At 70.2% G+C, this 23,082-nt stretch carries 23 protein-coding genes; 17 read left to right on the forward strand and 6 right to left on the reverse strand.

Going from position 1 to position 23,082, the window contains the following annotated elements; genetic code table 11:
* Positions 1-54 precede the first annotated feature (54 nt).
* The 9 genes from ACFYO5_RS18885 (at position 55) to ACFYO5_RS18925 (ending at position 6,920) form a co-directional block, all read left to right on the forward strand.
* Positions 55-999 carry a type II secretion system F family protein gene (locus ACFYO5_RS18885; RefSeq protein WP_388709876.1) on the forward strand — a complete coding sequence of 315 codons (945 nt, stop codon included), beginning with the start codon at positions 55-57 and terminating at the stop codon, positions 997-999.
* Positions 1,000-1,027: 28 nt separating this feature from the next.
* A complete protein-coding gene (locus ACFYO5_RS18890) occupies positions 1,028-1,915 on the forward strand; it encodes a DUF5936 domain-containing protein (protein ID WP_356560083.1) in 888 nt (295 codons plus the stop codon).
* A gap of 378 nt (positions 1,916-2,293) precedes the next feature.
* Positions 2,294-3,490, forward strand: coding sequence for a sensor histidine kinase (locus tag ACFYO5_RS18895; RefSeq protein ID WP_388709878.1), 1,197 nt, complete (start codon positions 2,294-2,296; stop codon positions 3,488-3,490).
* A gap of 47 nt (positions 3,491-3,537) precedes the next feature.
* Positions 3,538-4,320 carry a response regulator gene (locus ACFYO5_RS18900; protein WP_388709880.1) on the forward strand — a complete coding sequence of 261 codons (783 nt, stop codon included), beginning with the start codon at positions 3,538-3,540 and terminating at the stop codon, positions 4,318-4,320.
* Positions 4,321-4,434: 114 nt separating this feature from the next.
* A complete protein-coding gene (locus tag ACFYO5_RS18905) occupies positions 4,435-4,665 on the forward strand; it encodes a Flp family type IVb pilin (protein ID WP_388709882.1) in 231 nt (76 codons plus the stop codon).
* On the forward strand, positions 4,662-5,264 hold the full coding sequence (locus ACFYO5_RS18910; RefSeq protein WP_388710425.1) for a pilus assembly protein TadG-related protein: 603 nt from the start codon (positions 4,662-4,664) through the stop codon (positions 5,262-5,264). Before ACFYO5_RS18905 ends, ACFYO5_RS18910 begins: the two co-directional genes overlap by 4 nt.
* 34 nt (positions 5,265-5,298) lie before the next feature.
* Positions 5,299-5,883, forward strand: coding sequence for a hypothetical protein (locus ACFYO5_RS18915; protein WP_388709884.1), 585 nt, complete (start codon positions 5,299-5,301; stop codon positions 5,881-5,883).
* Positions 5,884-5,890: 7 nt separating this feature from the next.
* The gene (locus ACFYO5_RS18920; RefSeq protein WP_388709886.1) at positions 5,891-6,517 is read left to right on the forward strand and encodes an OmpA family protein; all 627 of its coding nucleotides are present in this window, start codon (positions 5,891-5,893) and stop codon (positions 6,515-6,517) included.
* Between the two features lie 220 nt (positions 6,518-6,737).
* Positions 6,738-6,920: a hypothetical protein gene (locus ACFYO5_RS18925; protein WP_388709888.1), complete on the forward strand. Its 183-nt coding sequence runs from the start codon at positions 6,738-6,740 to the stop codon at positions 6,918-6,920.
* A gap of 608 nt (positions 6,921-7,528) precedes the next feature.
* Here the strand turns inward: ACFYO5_RS18925 and ACFYO5_RS18930 are convergent.
* From ACFYO5_RS18930 to ACFYO5_RS18945, 4 genes are all read right to left on the reverse strand, one after another.
* Entirely contained in the window at positions 7,529-8,188 is a 660-nt protein-coding gene (locus tag ACFYO5_RS18930) for a hypothetical protein (protein ID WP_388709890.1), read from the reverse strand.
* Positions 8,185-10,479, reverse strand: coding sequence for a hypothetical protein (locus tag ACFYO5_RS18935; protein WP_388709892.1), 2,295 nt, complete (start codon positions 10,477-10,479; stop codon positions 8,185-8,187). Before ACFYO5_RS18935 ends, ACFYO5_RS18930 begins: the two co-directional genes overlap by 4 nt.
* A 12-nt stretch (positions 10,480-10,491) precedes the next feature.
* Positions 10,492-10,971 (reverse strand): hypothetical protein, encoded by a 480-nt coding sequence (locus tag ACFYO5_RS18940; RefSeq protein WP_388709894.1) that lies wholly within the window; start codon positions 10,969-10,971, stop codon positions 10,492-10,494.
* Between the two features lie 275 nt (positions 10,972-11,246).
* Entirely contained in the window at positions 11,247-11,747 is a 501-nt protein-coding gene (locus ACFYO5_RS18945; RefSeq protein ID WP_388709896.1) for a DUF192 domain-containing protein, read from the reverse strand.
* A 179-nt stretch (positions 11,748-11,926) separates the two neighbouring features.
* Here ACFYO5_RS18945 and ACFYO5_RS18950 point away from each other — a divergent pair, with 179 nt between their 5' ends.
* From ACFYO5_RS18950 to ACFYO5_RS18980, 7 genes are all read left to right on the forward strand, one after another.
* On the forward strand, positions 11,927-12,487 hold the full coding sequence (locus ACFYO5_RS18950; RefSeq protein WP_356560071.1) for a dihydrofolate reductase family protein: 561 nt from the start codon (positions 11,927-11,929) through the stop codon (positions 12,485-12,487).
* A gap of 85 nt (positions 12,488-12,572) precedes the next feature.
* Positions 12,573-13,448 (forward strand): LLM class flavin-dependent oxidoreductase, encoded by an 876-nt coding sequence (locus tag ACFYO5_RS18955; protein ID WP_388709898.1) that lies wholly within the window; start codon positions 12,573-12,575, stop codon positions 13,446-13,448.
* A 14-nt stretch (positions 13,449-13,462) separates the two neighbouring features.
* Complete coding sequence (locus ACFYO5_RS18960) at positions 13,463-14,281, forward strand: methyltransferase domain-containing protein (protein WP_388709900.1); 819 nt, start codon at positions 13,463-13,465, stop codon at positions 14,279-14,281.
* A 1,077-nt stretch (positions 14,282-15,358) separates the two neighbouring features.
* Positions 15,359-16,132 (forward strand): isoprenyl transferase, encoded by a 774-nt coding sequence (locus tag ACFYO5_RS18965; protein WP_388709902.1) that lies wholly within the window; start codon positions 15,359-15,361, stop codon positions 16,130-16,132.
* Between the two features lie 623 nt (positions 16,133-16,755).
* Positions 16,756-18,081, forward strand: coding sequence for a PhoH family protein (locus ACFYO5_RS18970; protein ID WP_388709904.1), 1,326 nt, complete (start codon positions 16,756-16,758; stop codon positions 18,079-18,081).
* A gap of 418 nt (positions 18,082-18,499) precedes the next feature.
* Positions 18,500-19,204 carry a transglycosylase SLT domain-containing protein gene (locus ACFYO5_RS18975; protein ID WP_356560066.1) on the forward strand — a complete coding sequence of 235 codons (705 nt, stop codon included), beginning with the start codon at positions 18,500-18,502 and terminating at the stop codon, positions 19,202-19,204.
* A 132-nt stretch (positions 19,205-19,336) separates the two neighbouring features.
* Positions 19,337-20,776, forward strand: coding sequence for an AI-2E family transporter (locus tag ACFYO5_RS18980; RefSeq protein WP_388709907.1), 1,440 nt, complete (start codon positions 19,337-19,339; stop codon positions 20,774-20,776).
* 62 nt (positions 20,777-20,838) lie between these two features.
* On the opposite strand, the gene ACFYO5_RS18985 is transcribed toward ACFYO5_RS18980, so the two are convergent.
* Complete coding sequence (locus tag ACFYO5_RS18985) at positions 20,839-21,372, reverse strand: alkyl hydroperoxide reductase (RefSeq protein ID WP_388709909.1); 534 nt, start codon at positions 21,370-21,372, stop codon at positions 20,839-20,841.
* 6 nt (positions 21,373-21,378) lie between these two features.
* Entirely contained in the window at positions 21,379-21,933 is a 555-nt protein-coding gene (locus ACFYO5_RS18990) for a peroxiredoxin (RefSeq protein ID WP_356560063.1), read from the reverse strand.
* A 148-nt stretch (positions 21,934-22,081) separates the two neighbouring features.
* Between ACFYO5_RS18990 and ACFYO5_RS18995 the strand changes: the two genes are divergently transcribed.
* Entirely contained in the window at positions 22,082-23,026 is a 945-nt protein-coding gene (locus tag ACFYO5_RS18995; protein WP_388709911.1) for a LysR substrate-binding domain-containing protein, read from the forward strand.
* The last annotated feature ends 56 nt before the right edge of the window (positions 23,027-23,082 follow it).

Below are 23,082 nucleotides of genomic sequence, written 5' to 3' on the forward strand. Positions count from 1 at the left end.
CGGCCTTCGCGAAGGCCGCCGGCACGGAACAGGACAGGACAGGCAGGACACCCCATGACCCTCCAGAACCTGGTCGCCCTCACCACCGGCGTGACCCTGCTGACCTGCTGTCTCGCCGTCGCCGGCGTGCACACCTACGCGCGGGGCCACGCCCGGCGGGCCGCCCTCGTCGACCGCCTCACCGCCACCGGCCAGGTCCCCCCGACCGGCCGCCGGCGCCGCTTCCGCACCCTCGACCGCCGCCTGCGCCGCACCGACCTCGGCCGCCGACTCGAACTGCGGCTGACGGCGACCGGCCTGGACGTGACGCCGGGCGAGTTCTTCGTGTACATGCTGGCCGCGGTCGCCGCCCTGTGGCTGATCGGCCAGGCCACCCTGGCCCCCTTCTTCGGCCCCCTGGCCGGCCTGCTCGGCATCTGGGCCGCCTGGCAGTTCCTCAACTGGCAACGCCAGAAACGCATCGAACGCTTCATCAACCAACTGCCCGAACTCGCCCGCATCCTGGCCAACGCCACCAACGCGGGCCTCGCCCTGCGCACCGCGATCGGCATGGCGGCGGAGGAGCTGGAGGCCCCCGCGGGCGAGGAACTCGCCAAGGTGGCCAACCAGCTGGCCGTGGGCCACTCCCTGGACGACGCCCTCGGCGAACTCGCCGACCGCCTCCCCTCCCGCGAACTCGTCGTCCTGGTCACCACCCTGGTCCTCTCCAACCGGGCGGGCGGCCAGGTGGTGGGCGCCCTGCGCAACCTCACGGAGACCCTGGAGGAGCGCAAGGAGACCCGACGAGAGGTACGGACCCAGTTGTCCCAGGTGAACATGACGTCCTACGCGGTGCCGGTGCTGGGGGTGGGCGCCCTGTTCCTCATGGACAGCGTCGCGGACGGCACGCTCGACCGCATGACGGGATCACCCGCCGGGCAGGCCAGCGTGATCATCGCCTTCGCCCTCTACGCCGTCGGCTTCGTCCTCATCCGCCGTATGTCCCGCATCGACGTCTGAAAGCCGCTGAAGGGAGGAACCGACCGCCATGGAACTTCTGCTCGCACTCGTCATGGGCCTCAGCGTGTGGGGCGCCTTCGCCGGCATCCGCATGTACCGGGCCGAGGTGAAACTGCCCACCGACCTCGCCCTGGCGCTGGAGGTCGGCGCCACCCGCACCAGCGCCGTCGGCTCCCTCATCGACCGCCTCGGCATGCGGTACGCCCCCGCCGTGCTACGGCTCATGGGCCCCCGGCAGGTCGCCCGATACCGGCGCAGGATCGACCTCGCGGGCAACCCCGGCGGCCTGACGATCGACCGCTACGCGGCCCGCCGGGCGGTCTACGGGGCGATCGGCGGCCTCGGCGGGCTGGCCGCGCTGCTCCAGGGCAGCTTCTTCCTCGCCCTCCTGATGATCGCCTTCGGCGTGTTCTGGTCCGAGGTCGGCATCTGGTCCGCGATCCGGGTCCGCAAGGACGCGATCGAACGCACCCTGCCGGACTTCCTCGACGTCCTCGCCGTCGTCGTGAGCGCGGGCCTCGGCTTCCGCCAGGCCCTCGACCGCGTGGCGTCCCGGTACGCGGGACCCTGGGCGGACGAGATCCGGATCACGCTCCGTCAGATGGACCTCGGCATGAGCCGCCGCGACGCCTTCGCCGAACTGCGCCGCCGCAACGACTCCGAGCAGGTCGCCATGTTCGTCACCGCACTCCAGCAGGGGGAGGAGCTGGGCGCGCCGATCGTCGACACGCTGGTCGCGATCGCCAGGGACATGCGCCGTACGGACGCGCAGAACGCCCGCCGCAAGGCGGCCCGCGCGGTCCCCAAGGCCACGCTGATGATCACGACCTTCATGGTCCCGGCCACGATGCTCCTCCTCGGCGCGGGCATGCTGCTGGGCTCCGGCACGGACTTCAGCTCGATCACGGGTGAGTAGATGAGCGGGACGACGGTCATGACAGCGACCCAGAGGCGACGCGGCGGCCCCTGGCGGCGCCGCCGCGGGCCGGTACCTCGACCCGCGGCGGCCGACGTCCCCACCGCCGTTCCGGACGCCAGGGACGACACCACCGTCCCGGACGCCAGGGACGACACCGCAGTCCCGGACGCCAGGGACGACGTACTCGCCGGCGGGCCGACCGAGCGAGGGGGGACCGGGTGCGGGGCCGGAGGGGGGACCGGGCGGGGGACCGGAGGGGGGACCGGGCGGGGGACCGGACGGGGGACCGGAGGGGGGACCGGACACGAAACCGGAGGGGAGACCGAAGGCGGTACCGAACCGCCCATCCCGCTCCAGGTCAACGCCCTCCAGGCGATGTGCCGTCAGGTCTTCGGATTCCGGCTCGCCATGATCGCCCTGGCCGCCCCGGCCGCCCTCCTCAACGCCTCGCCGGGTCTGGGCGCCCGATTGGTCGGCGCGGCCGTCGTCGTCACCTTCATGGGCTCCTACGTCCTCTTTCGCGACTGGGAACGCTTCGGCCCCCTCCTGCTGCGCCACCCCACCCTGCTCGCCGTGGACACCCTCTTCGGCACCCTGCTGCTGATCTCCGCGGGCCCCGACACCACCCTCGCCTACGTCAGCGTCTGCACCCCCCTCCTCGCCGGCATCGTCTACGGCTGGCGAGGAGCGGCCTGCTTCGCCTCACTCCAGTCGCTGATCCTCCTGCTGGTCCACGCCACCCTGGAACGGGAGTCTGGCGCCGGCCTCGCGGAGAGGCTGCTCCTTCCCGGCCTCTGCGTCATCACCGGAGCCGTCGGCTCCACCCTGCGCAACCTCATGCTCCGCTTCGGCACCGCGACCCTGGCCCTGACGACGGTCAAGGCCCGGCTCGCCGTCACCCAGGCGGTCGCCGCCGAACGGGCCCGGCTGGCCCGCGAGATGCACGACTCCGTCGCCAAGACCCTGCACGGCGTGGCCCTCGCGGCGGACGGCCTGGCCCGCTCGGCCGGATCGCCGGCCATGGACCCCGACCGCGTCCGGCAACAGGCCGAACTGGTCGCCCGTGCCGCCCGCCGGGCCGCCGCCGAGTCCCGCGAACTCCTCACCGACCTGCGCCGCGAGACGGACCCGGACCAGGGCGTCGACCTCCTGCACGAACTGGCCGTCCGCACACGCGACTTCGCCGACCGCACCGGCCTGCCGGCCACCTGCCACCGCATCGGCGACCAACCCACGCCGCCCGTCCCGCCCGCGGTGGCCCGGCACCTGCTCGTCATCGCCTCGGAGGCCATGGAGAACGCCCACCGGCACGCGCACCCGACGCGCGTCGAGGTACGGGCAGGCGTGCGCGACGGACTCCTCGAGGTGGGCGTCCTCGACGACGGGCACGGCCTGCCGTCCGGCGCCAGCCTCGAACGGCTCCGCGGCACGGGGCACTTCGGCATCGTCGGCATGGCGGAGCGGGCCGCGTCCGTCGGCGCCCGCATCCGCTTCGGCGGTGGTCTCGACTCCCGCGGCACCGGGGTGTTCCTGGAACTTCCCCTCGCGGCGCTTCCGACACCGACACCATGACAGGCACGCCGCACGACCCGACGTCCCCCACGAGAGGAGGCCGCCAGATGCCGGAGCAACCGCCCCACCCTTCCCCCATCCCCTCGCAGAAGGCCTTCGCGGCACCACCCCGCCGCACACCACTGCGCGTGGTGGTGGCCGACGACAACCCCGTGATCCGCGCCGGTCTGGCCGCGGTCCTCTCCGAGCGCGAGGACATCACGGTCGTCGCGGAGGCCGCCGACGGCCGCCAGGCCTACGACGCCACCCTCCGCCATCGCCCCGACCTCGTCCTGCTGGACGTCCGCATGCCCGACGTGGACGGCCTCTCGGCCCTTCCCCACCTGGTGCGGATCGCCCCCGTCGTGATGCTCACCTACAGCAGCGAGTCGGAGATCGTGCGGGAGGCCCTGCGGCTGGGGGCGGGCGGCTATCTGGTGCACGGCGAGTTCACGGTGACGGACCTGATCTCCGCGATCCGGGACGTCGTGGCGGGACGGGCCCACCTCACCCCCACGGCGGCGACGGCGGTGCTCGCCCAACTCCGCTCTGATGCGACTGCACATGACATGGAACCCCCACATCCCCTACCCCGCACGAGTTTTCGCGAACGGCTTTCGCGAATGCAATCGCCTGTGGGACAGTCGGGTCGGGAGTCCCAACTCAGCGCGAGGGAGGCGGAGATCATGGACCTGATCGCGGCGGGCCTGAACAACCAGCAGATCGCCGCCACCTGCTTCATCAGCGAGAAGACGGTCAAGAACCACATCAACCGCATCTTCGCCAAGCTCCACAGCACGACCCGCTCGCAGGCCGCGGCCAAGTGGCTGGGAACGGCGGTGACGCCGTGAAACACCGCCCGACCGCCGATTGGGCCCGGGATTGGGCCCGGGGACCCTCTGCCGATCCTCCCGTTCCGCTTTACGTTCCTCAAGCCGGTAACGCCTCAAACGGAGGGGAACGCCATGAGCGACCTGATGCTGAAGACCGTCGTCGCGGCCAAGATCCGGGTGAACGGCTGGAAGAACACCACGACCCAGGCCGCCCGACGCCGCGGCGACCGGGGGCAGACCGCGGTCGAGTACCTGGGGATCATCGCGGTGGTGGTGGCGATCGTGGTGTTGATCGCGAATACGAATCTGGGCCAGACGATCGTGGACAAGCTCACCACTCAGATCGCCAAGGTGGCGCCCTGACCGGATCTCGTGCGCGCGGCGACGCAGGGCAGGTCTTCCCCATCTACATCACGGTGGTGGCGGGCCTGCTCTTCCTCGCGTTCGCCTACTTCGCGGTCGGTCAGGCCGCGGTGAACCGCAACGGTGCTCAGACCGCCGCCGACGCGGCGGCGTTGGCGGCCGCGCAGGAGACCAGGGACGGGTTGGCGGATCTGTGGGTGGAGGATGTCCTGGATCCCGCCAAATGGCATGACATCTTCAACGGCGACGGGGTGCGGCTCGCCGATCCATGCTGGCGCGCCCGCGAGCTTGCCGCGCAGAACGATGCCACGGTGAACCTCTGCGACCCGGAGGGGCTGCGGTTCCTGGTCACCGTCCAGGCGAACAAAACCGCGGGGGACTCCGTCATCCCTGCCACCAGCACCACCAAGGCGCACGCCGATGCGGTCGCAGTGATCGAACCGCTGTGCACGTTCGACACCCCTGGTGCGGACGCCGAGGAGGACGTCCTCCCGAAGCTCACCTGCGGGAACGGAGACAGGGAATGGGAGCTGGACCCTGACGACCTCAGTGATCTGCCCAAGCCCGAGGACCTCTTCGACGTCCACCTGGCCGACTGACGAGCGAACGACAAGTGGAGAAGGAAGCAGAGTGATGAGCATGCGGTTCACGGGGAAAGCCTGCAGGGGGATGGTCACGCTGGCTGCCGTGACCGGACTCGCCCTTGGCGCGGCAGCGTGCGGCGGGAGCGGGGGCGACGACGACAAGAAGCCCGACAGCTCGTCGTCCGCTTCCACGGCCGGCGGATCGCAGCCGGACCCTCAGGAAGGGCAGTCCCAGGAGCCCTTGGCCGAGCTGAAGGGCCCGAGCGGACTGAATCTGCAGATCACCGCAGCCGTACGGGACTCCGGCGGCTTCGTCACCGTCAGCGGTGCCTTCAAGAATGACAGCGGAACGGTGGTCACCATCCCCTCGGCGCTGAGCGGCAACGAAACCGAGATCATGAACAACGGTAGGTCCCTCGGCGGAGCCACCCTTGTCGACTCCAAGAGCAAGAAGCGCTACTACGTCCTCCGCGACACCGAAGGCCGTCCCCTGACGACCACAGGCTTCTCGACGCTGAAGGCCGGTGAATCGATCGACGTCTTCCTCCAGTTCCCGTCACCGCCCGCCGGTACGACCGACGTCTCCTTCCAACTGCCGCTGTTCCCCAGCGCGGTGATCAAGGTCTCCGGGTGAGGCCCCGATGACCCACACCGGACTCGCACCCCGCCACCTGCCCTTGGCGCTGCTCACGACCACCCTGCTGCTCCTCACCACACCTCCCGCCCACGCCGACGACCCCAGCGTCCCCCCGGGCACCGAACCCACCGCCACCGCCCCCGTGGAGGTGGACCCCAACGACCCCGACCTCAAGCTGCCCGAGGGGGCGACCCTCGCGGAGCCCAAGGTGCTCGACATCAAGCAGGTCGTCGAGGACGAGAGTGGGGACGAGCGGCGGGAGGACACCAACGCGGACGTGAAGTTCGCCCTCCAGGCGGAGGTCCTCTTCGGCAAGGACAGTGCCAAACTCAGCGCCGACGCGAAGGCCCGCATCGCCGGTATCGCCGGGGAGATCAAGAAGCAGAACGCCACCCGCATCCGCGTCTTCGGCTTCACGGACAACCTCGGCTCCTCCGCCCACGGAGACGTCCTGTCGAAGCAGCGCGCGAACGCCGTCCAGGCCGCCCTCGCCGGCGACCTCAACAACGCCGACGTCACCTTCGAGGTGCGTGGCTACGGCGAGCAGTACCCCATCGCCGACAACGCCTCCGAGGCAGGCCGCAAGAAGAACCGCCGAGTGGAGGTCACGTTCCCGAGGACGGCGAGCTGACAGACCGCTCCACAGCCCTGCCGGTCAGCCGACCGCCCCCTCACCCGTGCCCGGAACACCCGGAGCCGATCCGGGCAAGGGGTCGGCGACGAAGGTTCCACAGGCAGGCGCAGGGGCGGGCACGCGCCCCGCCGCAGCGGCTCCCTCCCGCGTACCGAAGACGTGGCCGGACCCCGTCGTCGTACCGCTTCCCACACCCCGCTCCCCGTGTGGACTGCCCGTGCTGCTCGACGGTGCCCGTACCGACCCCATCCGCCCGTACGTGCTCGCGGCCGAGCGGGCCGACCACGAACGGGAACGTGAGCGGGCACGGCAGAAACGGCGCCGCGTCGCCCTGGTCCTGGCCGCAGACTTCGGCATCGACCTCGACCTGCATGTGGTCGGCGCGGAGAGGGCGGCGTGATGGGGACGAGAGACAAGAGGCCCCGCCCGCCGGTGCGGATGTGCGTGCGTTGCGAGGCGATCACCGAAACCCCTGTGGTCGTCGCCGCGGTGCACCAGAACTCGGGGTCGGGATTCGTCGTGTACGCCTGCCGGGCGTGCGCCGCGCACTACCCGCCGCAGCCGGACGTCCTCACCGCCCTGCGACCCTCCGGAGAAGCGGGGGACGAGCGATGAGTCCTGGTTCCGCTACGTCGGCGGACCAGGGGGAGCTGTCGCGCCGGAGTGTGCGCTGGCGCGCAGGCCCGGATACGAAGACGTACACGAGGCGTGCGGCCGCCTACGGGACATCCCGCTCCCACACAGCGTCGGCCTGCTGCCGCTGGTACGCCGCTGTGGTTGCGACTGCCACGGCCCGTCGACGGGCCGGACCCGCAGTCACGACGGCAGCGGTGATCCTACCGAACTGCCGGCCTCCTCGCCACGGCCGCGCTTGCAGCTTCCGTTACAAGAAGGTCCAGGGTCAGGCGGGCCGATAGGTCCCGGACATTCGGTGCGTGTGGCGTGGATCAACCCGCGTACTGAACGTCTCGGTACGTTCTCCGCCCGCACGACGGGGTTCGGGGTGACTCACTCGCTGTTCGGCAACTTATGTGGGATTTTGGGATCATTGGCGCACGGCAGTTCGTCCGTCAGGGTGCGAGCGAGCTGGGCGGTCATCTGACTGAGCAGTTCCGTGTCGAAACCGGGCACATTTCTTATTCTTGTCTCGATTTCGAGAGACAATTCGGCTTCCTGGTCCTCGTGAGATCCCTTGATCTTGCAGGGGAACACCGCGGTCAGATGCAGGCCGTTCTCCTCGCGACGGACGTACTGATTATTTCCCATCGATTTCCAGCCGTCTTTGAACTTGGTGTACTCCAGTGCGAAGAGGGACCAGCTCACAACCGAGGAGAATCGCTTGCCTGTTCCGTCGATGCCCAACTGGCAGGGGAACGAAGCGAAGTGTGCGTTCTCGCCGGGTTTCCAAGAGCGTGCGAGATCGACCCAGTTGGACGTCAGCTCGTCCAGCGGTTTGTAATTGAAAGTTTCCAGAGTCCCTGCCCCGAACTCTTTCTGCAGCGCGTCAATCCTGTCAGTACCGAACAGCGCGTTGCACGTCTTCCAGCCGATCGAGTCATCGCTCCTGTCTCGGCCTTCGTCCCCTCCGGATCCGGAACAGGCGGACCCCAGGGCCACCATCGCGACGACCGCTCCGAGGGCCGGGAACGTCCTTCCAGGAAAGCTCACTGCGACACCTTCTCCGCGTCCGAGATGGCGTCTTTCCCGTCCCCATACGAACCCTCAATCTGCCGGTTGAGATCGAGTATCTCCGCCTGAGTCATGCCGATTTGGTTGGCGTAGTTGTAGACGGGTAGCCAGGCACCGTGTTCGCCGACGTCCTCCAAGCCCTGCACCGCCCGCAGCGCCTCCGCATCGTTCTTGTATGCACTGTCCTCCATATACTGCATGGTGTGGTTGCCATAGGCCGTGCTGACCGTGGAGGCACCTGTTCCCAGCAGGACAGGAACGGTGGTGGTTGCCACGATGCCCGCGGCCGGGCCAAGAACCAATGCCGTCCCGCCGGCGGCAACAGCCGTGACGACACCACTCATCAGGGTCTTGCGCCACTCTCCCTGCTTGCCCATCTCTAGGTTCTTGGCACCCTCGTCGTTCTTGAAGTCCTCGCGGATCTGGTGCGCCCTGGACTCGTCGAGGATTCCGTTGGCCTTGGCTGAATTGTGGGCGAAGGCGAGTCCGTCGTCGCGATTGTCCTCGTGGGAGGCGAGCCCGCTCGCCGTGTAGACCTGTTGGGCAGCGGACATGGTCCGGTAACCTTCTTCGTCCCCAGCGACCAGCATCATGAAGTTTCGTGCATCTGCCATCTCGAAGGCCCGACGCTCCGAACCGTCGCTGCTGTCGCCGAAGATCCGGCGACGGCCCAACTCGTCGCCAGTGTCACCCCAATCCATGAGTGAGTAGTTCAGGTCGTCGATGTACGCGGCGCCCATGCGGGCCAAACTGTCCTTCATGACCTCGGGCAGCGGCCCGTCCTCGGAGGCAACGTTGTAGCGATGTACCACTTCCTCCATAACCTTCCAGGTCTGTTCGTCCCGGCGCAGCACCGGCGGATCCGCATCCCACGCCGCCCCCGTCGTCGCGGCCTCCAGCGCGTGACCGAGGGCGTCGGGGCCCATTTCGCGCATGTGCTTCGCCTCGTCACTGCCGGCGTGGGCGAGGCTGTCCGGGGCCCATGCGAAGTCCGTCCTGTTCAACTCGTCGAAGTAGAAGTTGGTGTCACCGAGCGTCGCATTCGTATCGACCGTGCCGTCCTCCCTGTACACGGTCGGGGCGTCGGTGAAGAACTTCTTCGCGGCTTCGGGGCTGTGACCCAGGCCTTCCAGGACGCTGGTCAGCGGGTCGTAGCCGGCGCCGTTCCTTCCCGACGGGTTGAAGCCCCAGTCGAGGTCGTTTCCAGGGGCCATCGGCTTGTTGCCCATGAACCGGTAGGGGTCCTTGCGGTGCAACTGAACGATGTGCTCCGCGATGGGGTTGATGAACCGCGCGTCGTAGGTGCCGTAGCGCAGCATCCCGCCCAGGAGCTGGTAGCCGTACGGGGCGCTGCCGGCGGGTTGGAGCGGGATCTGTTGCGTGCCCAGTTTGCGGAACTCCGTGGACCAGCTCGCCGGCAGATGTGACCGGTTGTCGGGGTCGGTCGCGGACGCCAGGGCGAGGCCCATGTTCTTCTGGAGCTGCCGGGCGAGGGCGAGCCGGTCGTTGTCGTCCCCGACCGTGCCGTCCAGTGACATGCGGCCGTAGAACTCCAGCGCTTCCTTCGGACCGCCGAGCGACTTGTAGAAGTCCGTCGAGAAATCCGAATCCCTGGCGTTGAACTGCAGAATGGAGTTCAGCTCCAGATACTGCTTGTCACTCATCTCGGGTCCGAGACGGGCCAGTTCGGCCGCCCGCTCCGCCTGGGCGTCGTCGAGGGACTTGTACGAGCTGTGCCCGGCGTTGTGGGCGTCGTTGCCGTGGCTCTTGCTCAACGCGCGGGTGACGGACACGTCGATCTCGGAGGCATGGGCCAGAATGCGGTTGATCCGGCCCTCCAGTTCGGCCCTGGCCTCCTTCTCCTCCTTGGTGCGCGCGTCCGTATCGCCTTGGGCGTGCGGGTAGACGCAGTGGACGGTGCCGTCACCGTGTTCCTGGACGCTGATGCCCCACTTCAGCGCTTCGGCCTGCGCGGCTCTGATCTGTCTCTGCAGCGAGACGAGTTCGCTATGGGCGTCGTCGAGGACGTGATGGATGCTGCCGGCCTCCGTGTGCAGGTCGGCGATCTCCTTCGCCGTCTCCGCGACGAACCCCCGGGTGACCGTGGCGTTCACCCCCGCCCAGCGCGCCGCGTTCGACTTCGCCAGCATGCCTGTACGGGCGTTCTCAGCCGCTGTCTTCAGCCCTTTGACGGTGCTGTCCCAGTCGGCGACGGCCGAGCCCAGTCTGGCCAGATCGACCTCGATGAGGTCCGCGTACGTGAGCGCCACAGCCTCGTCCCTCTACTGGAAGTACTTGCTCAGGACCGACACGGACAACGCGCCACCGTCGATCGCCGTGGTCTGGGCGGCGATCTTCGCGTCATCCTCGGCGTGCAGCTTCTTGGTGTAGTCGAGGTGGTTGGAGATGTGCGCGCACGCCTGGAGCACCGACTTCGCCTGGGAGGTCCAGATCTCCACCGTCTTCGTCAGCCCCGCTCCCATGGCGAAGCCGTGGGACGTCAGCGCACTCGCCGCCCGGGCAGTGGAGCCCTCGCCGCTCTTGTCGGCACCCGCGCCCGCGATGTCCGCTGTCGTGCGCAGCTCGTCCCACAGCAGGTAGGCGTCGTGGCCGACCGCGCCCAGGTCGTCCTGGGACACCACCAGGTCCCCGGCTCCGCCGCTCGCACCCTGGTCCGCCGGCAGTTGGTCGAGTCGCATCCGCGCAGGGCCGGCCTGATGCCCCGGGGCGGCCTTGACCTGCTCCCACTCCTCCCACGCCATGCGGGGAACCTCCTTGTGACCAGTCGTGGTGCTGCTCGCTGGGGCTTCCCTGGCAACGCGCGGTCGCTACGAGCACGTCGGCCACCGGGAAAGTGGCGCGAAGCAGGTGTCGCGACGGCGGCCAGGGCTCGGCCGGGACAGGGCAGGGCAGCAGCGGTTGACGTCGGCCCAGCCTCCCGCCCGGCAACCCAGCGCCGTCCTCCGAGCCACACCGCCGACACCCGATGTCCCACCGGTGACTCTAACCACCAAGGGTGACGTTCCGAAGCGGCTCCTCACACAGAGTGGCCGAAATCCGCCTCAGCCTCCACCGTGACCGCTACCCCCACCCGCACTCCCCACCCCGCCATGACGCCCGCCCCCGCCTCCAGCACATGTCGCGCCCGCAGCCGGGGTCGGCCCAACCGTCCCGGTCGCATCGTCCGGACGGACAGCACCGTCAGGTGGCGGTCCAGATAGGCGACGTCGATGGGCATCCGCATGCCGAAGGTGTGGACGCTGCCGGCGGGCGTGAGGAGCATCGCGCCCTCGACCGAATCCCGGCCCAGCAGCCCCTTCGTCCGGGCGCGATAAGAGGCCGCGATCTCCAGCGGCACCCTCACGGCCGCCCCGCCCCCACCGACCTCGTGGGCCTCACCAGCCTCGCCAACCCCACCGACCTCGTGCGCCTCACCGACGGCCCCGCCCGCCTCACCAGCCCCGCTGACCTTGCCCGCCTCACCAGCCTCAAACGGCACGACCAGCCGCCCCCGCCCGTCCCGAAACCGCCGCCCCATCCCCCACTCCGATCAGCCGACCGACCCCGCGAGCCCCGGCAAGCCCCAGGAACCCGCCCCCAGGAACCCGCCCCTGACCCCACGCCACGCCACGACCGTATCCCCGTCCCGCCCCCGCCACGCCCCCCTCCATGGCACGGTGAGGCAAGGGATCCGAGGACCAGCAAGGAGCACCGACCATGCGCGACGTCGTCCTGACCGCGACCGTCTCCCTCGACGGGTACATCGAGGGCCCCGACCGGGACATCTCCTGGCATCGCGTCGACGAGGAACTGCACCAGCACTTCAACGACACCCTCCGCGAGGCCGGCGCCTTCCTGAGCGGCCGGGTCACGCACGAGCTGATGGCCGAGTTCTGGCCCACGGCCGACCAGGACCCCGAAGCATCCGCCACGATCGTCGAGTTCGCCGAGATCTGGCGGGAGAAGCCCAAGCTCGTGTACTCGCGGACGTGGGAGCGCACCGACTGGAACACCACCGTCGTGCCGGACGTCGTCCCCGAGGACGTGCGCGCGCTCAAGGAGCAGCCGGGCGGTCCCCTGGTGCTCAGCGGCGCGCACCTGGCCGCCGCCTTCCTGCGGCAGGGGCTCGTCGACGCGTTCCGGATCTACGTCGATCCAGTGATCGTCGGCGGCGGAACCCCGCTGTTCACGGAGGGCTCCGCCCCGGCCGGCCTCCGTCTCGTCGAGACCCGCACCTTCGGCAACGGCGTCGTCCTCCTGAGCCACCGGCGCGAGTAGCCCACACCCACGGCCCGAGGAGCCGTCGACTCGGCGATGACGTAAAGGGGTTGTCCGGGCGAGGACACCCGGATAGGAAGGGATCATGACCGAACTCGGCGCCATCTTCCGCCCGCAGTTGCCCCCGGAGCGGCTCCGCACGATCGCCCGGCTCGCGGACGCGACCGGACTGGACGAGCTGTGGGTCTTCGAGGACTGCTTCCGGGAGGCCGGGATCTCGGCCGCCGCGGCCGCGCTCGCCTGGACCGAGCGGGTGCGGATCGGTGTGGGCCTGCTGCCGGTGCCGCTGCGCAATGTCGCCGTCACCGCGATGGAGGCCGCCACCCTGCACCGGATGTTCCCGGGCCGGGTCAGCCTGGGCATCGGCCATGGCGTACAGGACTGGATGGGCCAGGTCGGCGCCCGCCCCGCCTCCCCGCTGACCCTGCTGCGCGAGTACACCCTCGCCCTGCGCGGCCTGCTGAACGGAGAGCGGATCACGACCCGGGGGCGGTACGTCACGCTCGACGACGTCGCTCTCGACTGGCCGCCGCAGGGCGGGGCCGAGGTGCTGGTCGGCGGGATCGGCCCGCGCACCCTGCGGCTGTCCGGTGAGGTCGCGGACGGCACGGTCCTCAACGAGTCCTTCGCACCGGAGGGCGTACGCGAGGCACGGAAGCTGGTGCGGGAGGGCAGGGCCGCGGCCGGCCGGGACGCCGCCTCGCACAAGCTCGTCGTCTACCTCTTCGCCGCCACCGGGGAGGGCGCCGCCGCCCGCCTCCAGCGCGAACTGGTCACGACCGGCCTCACCGAGGTGCCCGGCCTCGGCGTGGCCGGTGACGCGGCCGAGGTCGCCGAGCGGGTCCAGCGGTACGCGGAGGCGGGCGCCGACACGGTCGTCCTCCTCCCGACCGCCGACGAGCCCGACCCCGAGGGCTTCATCCGCTTCGTGGGCGACGACGTACGTCCCCTGGTGAAGTGAGGGTGGCGGCCACGGTGAGCAGCCCGCAGCGGCAGTCCGGGAACGGCGACGACCGGCCCCGCACCTTCGAGGACCTCGTCGCCGAGGGCGAGGCCGTGCCCACCGAGGGGTGGGACTTCTCCTGGTTCGAGGGACGGGCCACCGAGGCACGGCCCTCCTGGGGGTACGCGGTGTCCCTGGCGGGGCGCCTGGCCGGTGCCCGCGCCGCCCTGGACGTGCAGACCGGGGGAGGGGAGGTCCTGGACTTCGCCCTCGGCCGGGCCGCCCCCGGGGCCCCCGTACTCGCGGTCGCCACCGAGGGCTGGCCGGCGAACGTCGCCAAGGCGACCGCCCTGCTGGGGCCCCGTGGCGTCGCGGTGGTCGCCGTCGCGGAGGACGAGCCGCTGCCCTTCGCTGACGGCGCGTTCGATCTCGTCTCCAGCCGGCATCCCGTACGGCCGCCGTGGGCCGAGATCGCGCGCGTCCTCGAACCGGGCGGCAGCTATTTCGCCCAGCACGTCGGTCCGCGAAGCGTCTTCGAGCTGGTCGAGCACTTCCTCGGGCCGCTGCCCGACGAGGTGAGCGCCGTCCGCCACCCCGACCGGGAGCGCGCCGACGCCGAGGCGGCCGGGCTGGAGATCGTCGACCTGCGGGCGGAACGGCTGCGCGTCGAGTTCCACGACATCGCCGCCGTCGTCCACTTCCTGCGCAAGGTGGTGTGGATGGTGCCAGGGTTCGGCGTGGAGCGGTACGAGGCTCAACTCCGGTCCCTGCACGAGCGGATCGAGTCCGATGGCCCGTTCGTGGCCCACAGCACCCGCCACCTCGTGAACGCCCGCAGGCGGGTCCGATAGCCGGCCCGGCGTCCGCCGCCCCGACCCCCCATGGCCCGCAGATCCGGAGACCCGCAGATCCGCAGGCCGGCAGTCCCTAGCGGTGAACCGCACGCGACCGCCCCCGACCTCCACCGAACTGCCGTCCGAGCCCCAGGCACCCGAGCCCCAGGCACCCGCGCCGCACTCCCGCGCGGCCGACGCAGCCCCGAGTCGACGGCCGCCGTTCCACGGGGTGCTGTTCTCACCGGCCGCTGTTCTCACGGCCGTTTCCTTCAACGGCTGTTGCCCCCGTCCGTTTCCTTCAACGGCCTTCGCCCTCCGACCCGTTGCCCCCCGCGCGTCCCTGGCCTCCTCCCGAAGTCCGCGCCCTCTTTGCGGCCGCCGAATCCGGGAACGAACCCGAAAGCCACGCCCCCCACCTGACGCACCCGGACCCATGAGCCGAGCCAATCAGGCATTACCTCCTCAATCGCCCACACCGCCCCATCGCCACCCCGTCATCTCCACACGGTTTCCACATCGTTATCGCAGTTGGTCCGGACCTCGTCGCGCCTCCGGTAAATTCGGAGCCAGGCAATTCGCGCCAGCAAAGCTGCGCGGGCGTCACCGCGCGGTGGAGGGGGCTGCGCGGTGACGTGCCGCGTCAAGCGGACGTGCGGGTGGGGATAGCCCGTCGGGGGGACGGGTGCTCCGTCGGCCGGCCGGGGCTCAATCGGCGCGATAGCCTCCGCTTCACCGGTTTCATGCCCCGCATACCTGGGATTCCGCCACCTCTCGGCCGTGAACCACCTGTGAATCGCACCCGGCGCGACCACCGCCCCGTCGTCGGGCGGCTCCGGAGAGTAATTGTGGCGCGCCGATGCACGCGGCATCCCTCACGAAGGGTTATGGTGGGATCCCCCCCTCGGGCCGGTCCGTATCCCCCCCACGGACCGGCCCGTTTTTCGTGCCCGCACAGCACGCCGCTCCGGCAGGCGCTCCCGCACCCCCCGCCGCAGGGAAGTCGCGCCCGCACCCCGCCCGGCCCGGTCCGCTCCCGTCGGGGTAGGCTGCCGCCCGCGGGGACCGCCACCGCACGGAGGGGCTGACATTCACGTGAACCTGCGCGACAAGCTGCGCGGCCTGCTGGTAAGGCTGTACGCGCGCCGGGTGGAAGGCCACCTGGACCACGCTCAGGTGCCCAAGCACATCGGCGTGATCATGGACGGCAACCGACGCTGGGCCAAGGCCGCGGGCTCCACCACCGTGCACGGTCACCGGGCGGGTGCCGACAAGATCGAGGAGTTCCTCGGCTGGTGCTCCGAGACGGACGTCGGGGTCGTCACCCTCTGGCTGCTGTCCACGGACAACTTCGACCGCGCCAAGGAAGAACTGGTCCCCCTCCTCGGCATCATCGAGGACGTCGTCCGCACCCTCGCCGCCGACGGCCGCTGGCGTGTGCACCACGTCGGCACCCCCGACCTCCTCCCGGCCGGCATGCAGCGCACGCTGAAGGAGGCCGAGGAGGCCACCGCCGACATCGACGGGATACTGGTCAATGTCGCCATCGGCTACGGCGGCCGCCAGGAGATCGCCGACGCGGTCCGGTCGATGATCCTCGACGCCCAGGACAGGGGCGTCTCGATGGAGGACCTCGCCGAGTCCGTCGACATCGACATGATCGGCCGCCACCTCTACACCGGCGCCCAGCCCGACCCCGACCTCGTGATCCGTACCAGCGGCGAACAGCGGCTGTCCGGCTTCATGCTGTGGCAGACCGCTCATTCCGAGTACTACTTCTGCGACGTGTTCTGGCCCGCGTTCCGCAAGGTCGACTTCCTGCGCGCCCTGCGCGACTACGAGGCCAGGCACCGGCGTTTCGGCGGCTGACCGCACCAGCGGCACGACGGCCGGCCGTACGCACATGGACGATCGGCTCCACGCACATCACTCGGCCGGCCGTACGCACATGATGGCCGGCCGTACGCGTGCCGCCCCGGTCGCCGTGCCCGCGTCTTGGCGCCAGCCGCTTCCAGCCCCGCCCCCGCCGTCGCTTCCGGCCTCGCCCCGCCGGGTCGCTTTCGGCCTCGCCCCGCCGTCGCTTCCAGCCTCGCCCCGCCGGGTCGCTTCCGGCCACGCCCCGCCACCTCCGGCCACCCCCCGCCGCCGCTTCCGGCCACACCTCTCCGCGCGTCGTCCGCACCCCGAAAACCCCCCGACTACCCCGGTTCGGGGCGGAAGTAACACGGAGTTCATCGGCTCGCCGTCATATGCCGTGGCATGGCGGCGCACGTTCGAGGGCATAAGCCAAGCAGGTCGACGCCCGAACCACGGGTGTCGGATCTCAGCGGACGGCACGGGGCCGTCCGCCCGGGAGGCCCTTTGCACCAGCCCGATCGTGCGGTCCGCACGGAGGCAGCGGAGGGCCGGTTCTCGGCCCGTGCAAGCGGCCGAATTCCGGTCCAGCTCCACTCCGTCGCTCCCCGACCTCATCCGAGGGGGTACGTCCTTCCGTGGTGACCAGCACAAAGCGCCACAAGCCAGACCGGCGCACCTACGTTCTCGACACCAGCGTCCTGCTGGCCGACCCGCACGCCATGAACCGCTTCGAGGAGCATGAGGTCGTGCTCCCCATCGTCGTGGTCACCGAGCTGGAGGCCAAGCGGCACCATCCCGAACTCGGGTACTTCGCCCGGCAGGCGCTGCGCCTGCTCGACGACTACCGGGTGAAGTTCGGCCGTCTCGACGCCCCCATCCCGATCGGGGAGCTGGGCGGGACCATCCGTGTCGAGTTGAACCACTCGGACCCCAGCGTGCTGCCCACCGGCTACCGCCTGGGGGACAACGACTCACGCATCCTCGCGGTCGCTCGCAACCTGCAGGCCGAGGGGTTCGACGTCACCGTCGTGTCGAAGGACCTGCCGCTGAGGATCAAGGCGTCCTCCGTGGGGCTCCTCGCCGAGGAGTACCGGGCCGAACTGGCCATCACGGACTCCTCCGGCTGGACCGGTATGTCCGAACTGACGCTCCCCGGCGAGCAGGTGGACATCCTCTTCGAGGAAGGACACGTGTACGTCCCGGAAGCCTCCGAGCTGCCCGTGCACACCGGCCTGACCATCCAGTCCGAGCGCGGCAAGGCGCTCGGCCGGGTCACGGCGGACGGCAGTGTGCGGCTGGTGCGCGGCGACCGGGAGGTGTTCGGCATCAAGGGCCGCAGCGCCGAGCAGCGCATCGCGCTGGATCTGCTGCTCGACCCGGACATCGGCATCCTGTCGATGGGCGGCCGGGCCGGCACCGGCAAGTCGGCGCTCGCCCTGTGCGCCGGTCTGGAGGCGGTCCTGGAGCGCCGCCAGCACCAGAAGGTGATGGTCTTCCGCCCGTTGTACGCGGTCGGCGGACAGGAACTGGGCTATCTGCCCGGCTCCGAGTCGGAGAAGATGAGCCCTTGGGCGCAGGCGGTCTTCGACACGCTGTCCGCGGTCACCAGCCGCGAGGTCATCGAGGAGGTCACCGCCCGCGGCATGCTGGAGGTCCTGCCGCTCACCCACATCCGCGGCCGCTCGCTGCACGACGCGTTCGTGATCGTGGACGAGGCCCAGTCGCTGGAGCGGAACGTCCTGTTGACCGTTCTCTCCCGGATCGGCGCCAATTCACGGGTCGTTCTGACCCACGATGTGGCGCAGCGGGACAATCTGCGCGTCGGCCGCTACGACGGTGTCGTCGCCGTCGTGGAGAAACTGAAGGGGCATCCGCTTTTCGCGCACGTCACCCTGAACCGGTCCGAGAGGTCCCAGATCGCGGCCCTTGTGACCGAAATGCTGGAGGACGGACACGTCTGACCGGTCCGCACCGTTTCGCGGATTCCCGCAGGTGGTTGGCGCCGCTCGGCAAAGGCTGTGAGCCTAGTCGGGCGGCGCCTTCGTTCGTGGGCGAACGATGAAATACCCAGGGGGAAACGGGATGTGAGCTTTCACACGCAACTCGGAATTGCCACTCGGCGTCGGGTTACGGCAGAGTCTCCATCCTGTCAGGCCCCGCATACGACACACGTGTATCCCTTTGGTGTACCTCCGCGCCGCAGAGGCGTCGGGGGTACGGCATCACTCAACTCCATAGCTTCGTCGTATGCCGCCCGAGCACCACGCGGCGCTCCCGCACAGGGAGTTGCCCACCGGGCCCGTGCCTCCCGTGACCCCGCAGTTGGGAGGCCAGTGTTCAGGGGCACGATTGCGTCCGCCAGGGTCACCGAAGCGGGCGATGCTGGAAGGAAACCGTGTGAGCCGGATCTCGGTCCGGGGATTCGCAGTGGCCTCGGCCACCGCGGTCACCGCCGTCGGAAGCGTCGTCGGTGTTGCCTCTGGCAGCACCGCGCAGCCCAACGACGCGGAAGCGATGGCGAGCGACTCGACGACGCTCCTCGCTGACATCCCCGCGGGTCAGCAGGCCCAGGTGCAGACCGCTTCCCTGACGCAGCAGGCCAGTGTCCAGGCCATCGCAGCGGACGAGAGCGCCAAGAAGGACGCCGAGGAAGCGGCCCGCAAGGCTGCCGCCAAGACCGCGATCGCGAAGAAGGAGGCCGCCGAGAAGGCGGCCGCGGACGCCAAGGAACGCGCCGAGGTCAAGGCCGCCGCGAGCCGCAGCTCCGCCGACTTCCCCGTCCAGGGCTCCTACTCGATCGCCCAGATCCAGGCGATGGCGCAGCAGATGGTGCCCGGTGGCCAGTTCCAGTGCTTCAGCAACATCGTGGACCACGAGTCCAGCTGGAACTACCGGGCCGTCAACGCCTCCTCCGGCGCCTACGGTCTCTTCCAGGCGCTGCCCGCCGGCAAGTACGTGTCCGCGGGCGCCGACTGGCAGACCAACCCGGCCACCCAGATCAAGTGGGGCCTGAACTACATGAACGACCGCTACGGCAGCCCGTGCGACGCCTGGGCGTTCTGGCAGAACAACCACTGGTACTAGGCCGTACGGCCGACGCCTCTCGCTCAACCGCGCAGCCCCTCCCCGTCCTAGGGGAGGGGCTTTCGCCCTGTACGGTCTATGCCGACGACTCCAGGGGTGAGTGGTGGGGAGAGACGGGGAAGAAGGCGGACCATGTCGCGAGTGCCAGGGTGGCTGGGCCGGCTCGGTGCCGGTCTGACCGAGATGGGGGAGCGGCTCGACGAACGTCGGGCCGAGGCCGACCGGGAGAGCGGGGCCGGCCCCGGGCCGGCCGCGCCCGCGACGCAGGCGGTGCCCGCCGAGGAACTGCCGCCGCCGGCGCCGCGCCCGGACCCCGCACAGGTCGTGCCGTGGGGTGTCCGGGTCGCCGCCGAGGCGGGGTGGCGGCTGCTGGTGCTCGCCGGGACCGTCTGGGTCCTGATGAAGGTCATCAGCGCCGTCCAACTGGTCGTGCTGGCCTTCGTGGTGTCCCTGCTGCTGACCGCGCTCCTGGAACCGACCGTGGCCCGGCTGAAGCGGCTGGGCGTTCCGGGCGGGCCCGCGACCGCGCTGACGGCGATCCTCGGGTTCGTCGTCATCGGCCTGATGGGCTGGTTCGTGACCTGGCAGGTCATGGAGAACATCGACAACCTCTCCGACCAGGTCCAGGACGGCATCGACGATCTGCGCGGCTGGCTCCTCAAGAGCCCCTTCCACGTCACCGACAAGCAGATCAACGGCATCGCCAAGAACCTGCGCGAGGCGATCGGCGCCAACACCGACGAGATCACCTCCGCGGGACTGGAGGGCGTCACGGTCGTCGTGGAGGCCCTGACCGGCATCCTGCTGGCGTTCTTCTCGACGCTGTTCCTGCTCTACGACGGCAAGCGCATCTGGCAGTGGACCCTCAAGCTGGTGCCCGCCGCCGCCCGGCCGGGTGTCGCGGGCGCCGGCCCGCGGGCCTGGGCGACGCTCACCGCGTACGTGCGCGGCACGGTGATAGTGGCCCTGATCGACGCCATCTTCATCGGCCTCGGCATCTACTTCCTCGACGTGCCGATGGCCGTGCCGCTGGCCGTCTTCATCTTCCTGTTCTCCTTCATCCCGCTGGTCGGCGCGGTCGCCTCCGGGGCGCTGGCCGTGGTCGTCGCCCTGGTCACGCAGGGCGTGTTCACCGCGGTGATGACACTGGCGGTCGTACTGGCCGTGCAGCAGATCGAGGGGCACATCCTCCAGCCGTTCATCCTCGGCCGCGCCGTGCGCGTCCACCCGCTCGCGGTGGTCCTCGCGGTGGCCTCCGGCGGCATGGTGGCCGGCATCGGGGGCGCGGTGGTCGCCGTACCGCTGGTGGCGGTGACGAACACGGTGGTGGGCTACCTGCACGCGTACTCGAGGGAACCGGCTCCGCTGACGGCGCCCAGGCCGCGGGGCGCGACGGCGCTCGACGCGGCCCCGGTGCACCCGGCCCGTCCGGAGGCGCTCCCTCCGGGGGAGACCGAGGACGGGGCCCCGACGGGACCGACAGGGGGGTCCGGGAGCGACGCCGCCGCGGACGGCACGGGAAGGGGCGGCGGGGGCGAGGAACGGCAGGGCCCCGCCCACCCCGAGGGGTGAACGGGGTACGACTGGGCCCCGCCCACCCCGAGGGGTGAACGGGGCCCGGGGCCGAACCGCCGTCAGTCGGCGAGAACGGCCTCCGTGTCGAGGGTGACGCCGACCGCCTGGATCACCGAGGCGATCTTGAACGCCTCCTGGATCACCTCGCGCTCGACGCCCGCCTTGCGCAGCACCTGCTCGTGCGAGTCCAGGCACATCCCGCAGCCGTTGATCGCGGAGACCGCGAACGACCACAGCTCGAAGTCGACCTTGTCGACCCCGGGGTTGCCGATCACGTTCATCCGCAGGCCCGCCCGCAGGTTGCCGTACTCGTGGTCCGACAACAGGTGGCGGGTGCGGTAGAAGACGTTGTTCATCGCCATCACCGCGGCGGCCGACTTGGCGGCCGAGTAGGCCTCCGGCGAGAGGTTCGCCTTCGCCTCCGGCGCCAGCTCGCGCAGCACGATCGGGGAGCGCGAGGCGATCGCGGTCGCCAGCACGATGCCCCACAGTTGCTGGGCGGGCAGCTCGGAGTTGCCGATGACCGAACCCAGGTTGAGCTTCAGGTCCTTGGCGTAGTCCGGTACGGCGGACTTCAGGGTGTCGAGGGACATCTCAGGTCACTCCCCGGCCAGCAGCTTGACCGGGTCGAGGGTGTCCTCGCCCTTGGTCCAGTTGCACGGGCACAGCTCGTCGGTCTGGAGGGCGTCCAGGACCCGCAGGACCTCCTTGGGGTTCCGGCCGACGGAGCCCGCGGTGACCATCGTGAACTGGATCTCGCGGTTGGGGTCCACGATGAAGACGGCACGCTGGGCGAAGCCGTCCTCGCCCTCGATGCCGAGGTCGCGCATCAGCTCGTGCTTGGAGTCCGCCAGCATCGGGAACGGCAGGTCGGTCAGGTCCGGGTGGTCCTTGCGCCAGGCGTGGTGGACGAACTCGGAGTCGCCGGAGAAGCCGAGGATCTGCGCGTCGCGGTCGGCGAACTCGTCGTTCAGCTTGCCGAACGCGGCGATCTCGGTCGGGCACACGAAGGTGAAGTCCTTGGGCCACGCGAACACGACCAGCCACTTGCCCTCGTAGGACTTGTGGTGGATCTGCTCGAACTCCGCGCCCTTCTCCAGCGAGACGCAGGCGGTCAGGTCGAACTCGGGGAACTTGTCACCGACAGTGAGCACACGCTCTCCTTGCAGCGAAGAAGCGTCCGGATCGCGGACACTTCCCATGGGTTGGACGAACCCGATGCTGGCACAGGGTGCATTGATTACAGAAATCGCTACACTCGGTCACGTTGATCGGAGGTGGCTATCAGTGACCGTAAGTAACGTGGGGGCCAAGAGGCGGCTGCCCAGTCTGGCCCAGTTGCGGGCCTTCGCGGCCGTCGCCGAGCACCTGCACTTCCGGGACGCGGCCGCCGCCATCGGCATGAGCCAGCCCGCTCTGTCCGGCGCCGTCGCCGCGCTGGAGGAGACCCTCGGCGTCACCCTCCTGGAGCGTACGACGCGCAAGGTGCTGCTCTCCCCGGCCGGTGCACGTCTCGCCGTACGGGCCGGGGCGGTGCTGGCGGAGGTCGGGGCGCTGATGGAGGAGGCGGAGGCGGTGCGGGCGCCCTTCACCGGGGTGCTGCGGCTCGGGGTCATCCCCACCGTCGCGCCCTACCTCCTGCCCACCGTCCTGCGCCTGGTCCACGACCGCTACCCGGCCCTCGACCTCCAGGTCCACGAGGAGCAGACCGCCAGCCTCGTCGACGGGCTGCACACCGGCCGCCTCGACCTGCTGCTGCTCGCCGTCCCCCTCGGCCTGCCCGGCATCAGCGAACTCCCGCTGTTCGAAGAGGACTTCGTGCTCGTCACCCCGCTCGGCCACCGGCTCGGCGGCCAGGACGGCATCCCGCGCGAGGCCCTCAAGGAGCTGAACCTGCTGCTCCTCGACGAGGGGCACTGCCTGCGCGACCAGGCCCTCGACATCTGCCGGGAGGCCGGACGCGAGGACGCCCCGGTGACCACCACGGCCGCCGGACTCTCCACGCTCGTCCAGCTCGTCGCCGGCGGCCTCGGCTGCACCCTGCTGCCGCGCACCGCCGTCACCGTCGAGACCAGCCGCAGCACCCAGCTCCTCACCGGGCGCTTCGCCGACCCCGCCCCGGCCCGCCGGATCGCCCTCGCCATGCGCTCCGGAGCCGCCCGCGGCGCCGAGTACGGCGAGCTGGCCGCCGCCCTGCGCGAGGCGCTGCGGCCGCTGCCGGTGCGCGTCGTCGACACCGGCGCCTGAGGCCCGCGAGTCGGTCGCACGAGCGTCGGACACGACGCACCGAGGACCCGACGCAC

Source organism: Streptomyces sp. NPDC006259 (assembly GCF_042870975.1).
Classification (GTDB): Bacteria; Actinomycetota; Actinomycetes; order Streptomycetales; family Streptomycetaceae; genus Streptomyces.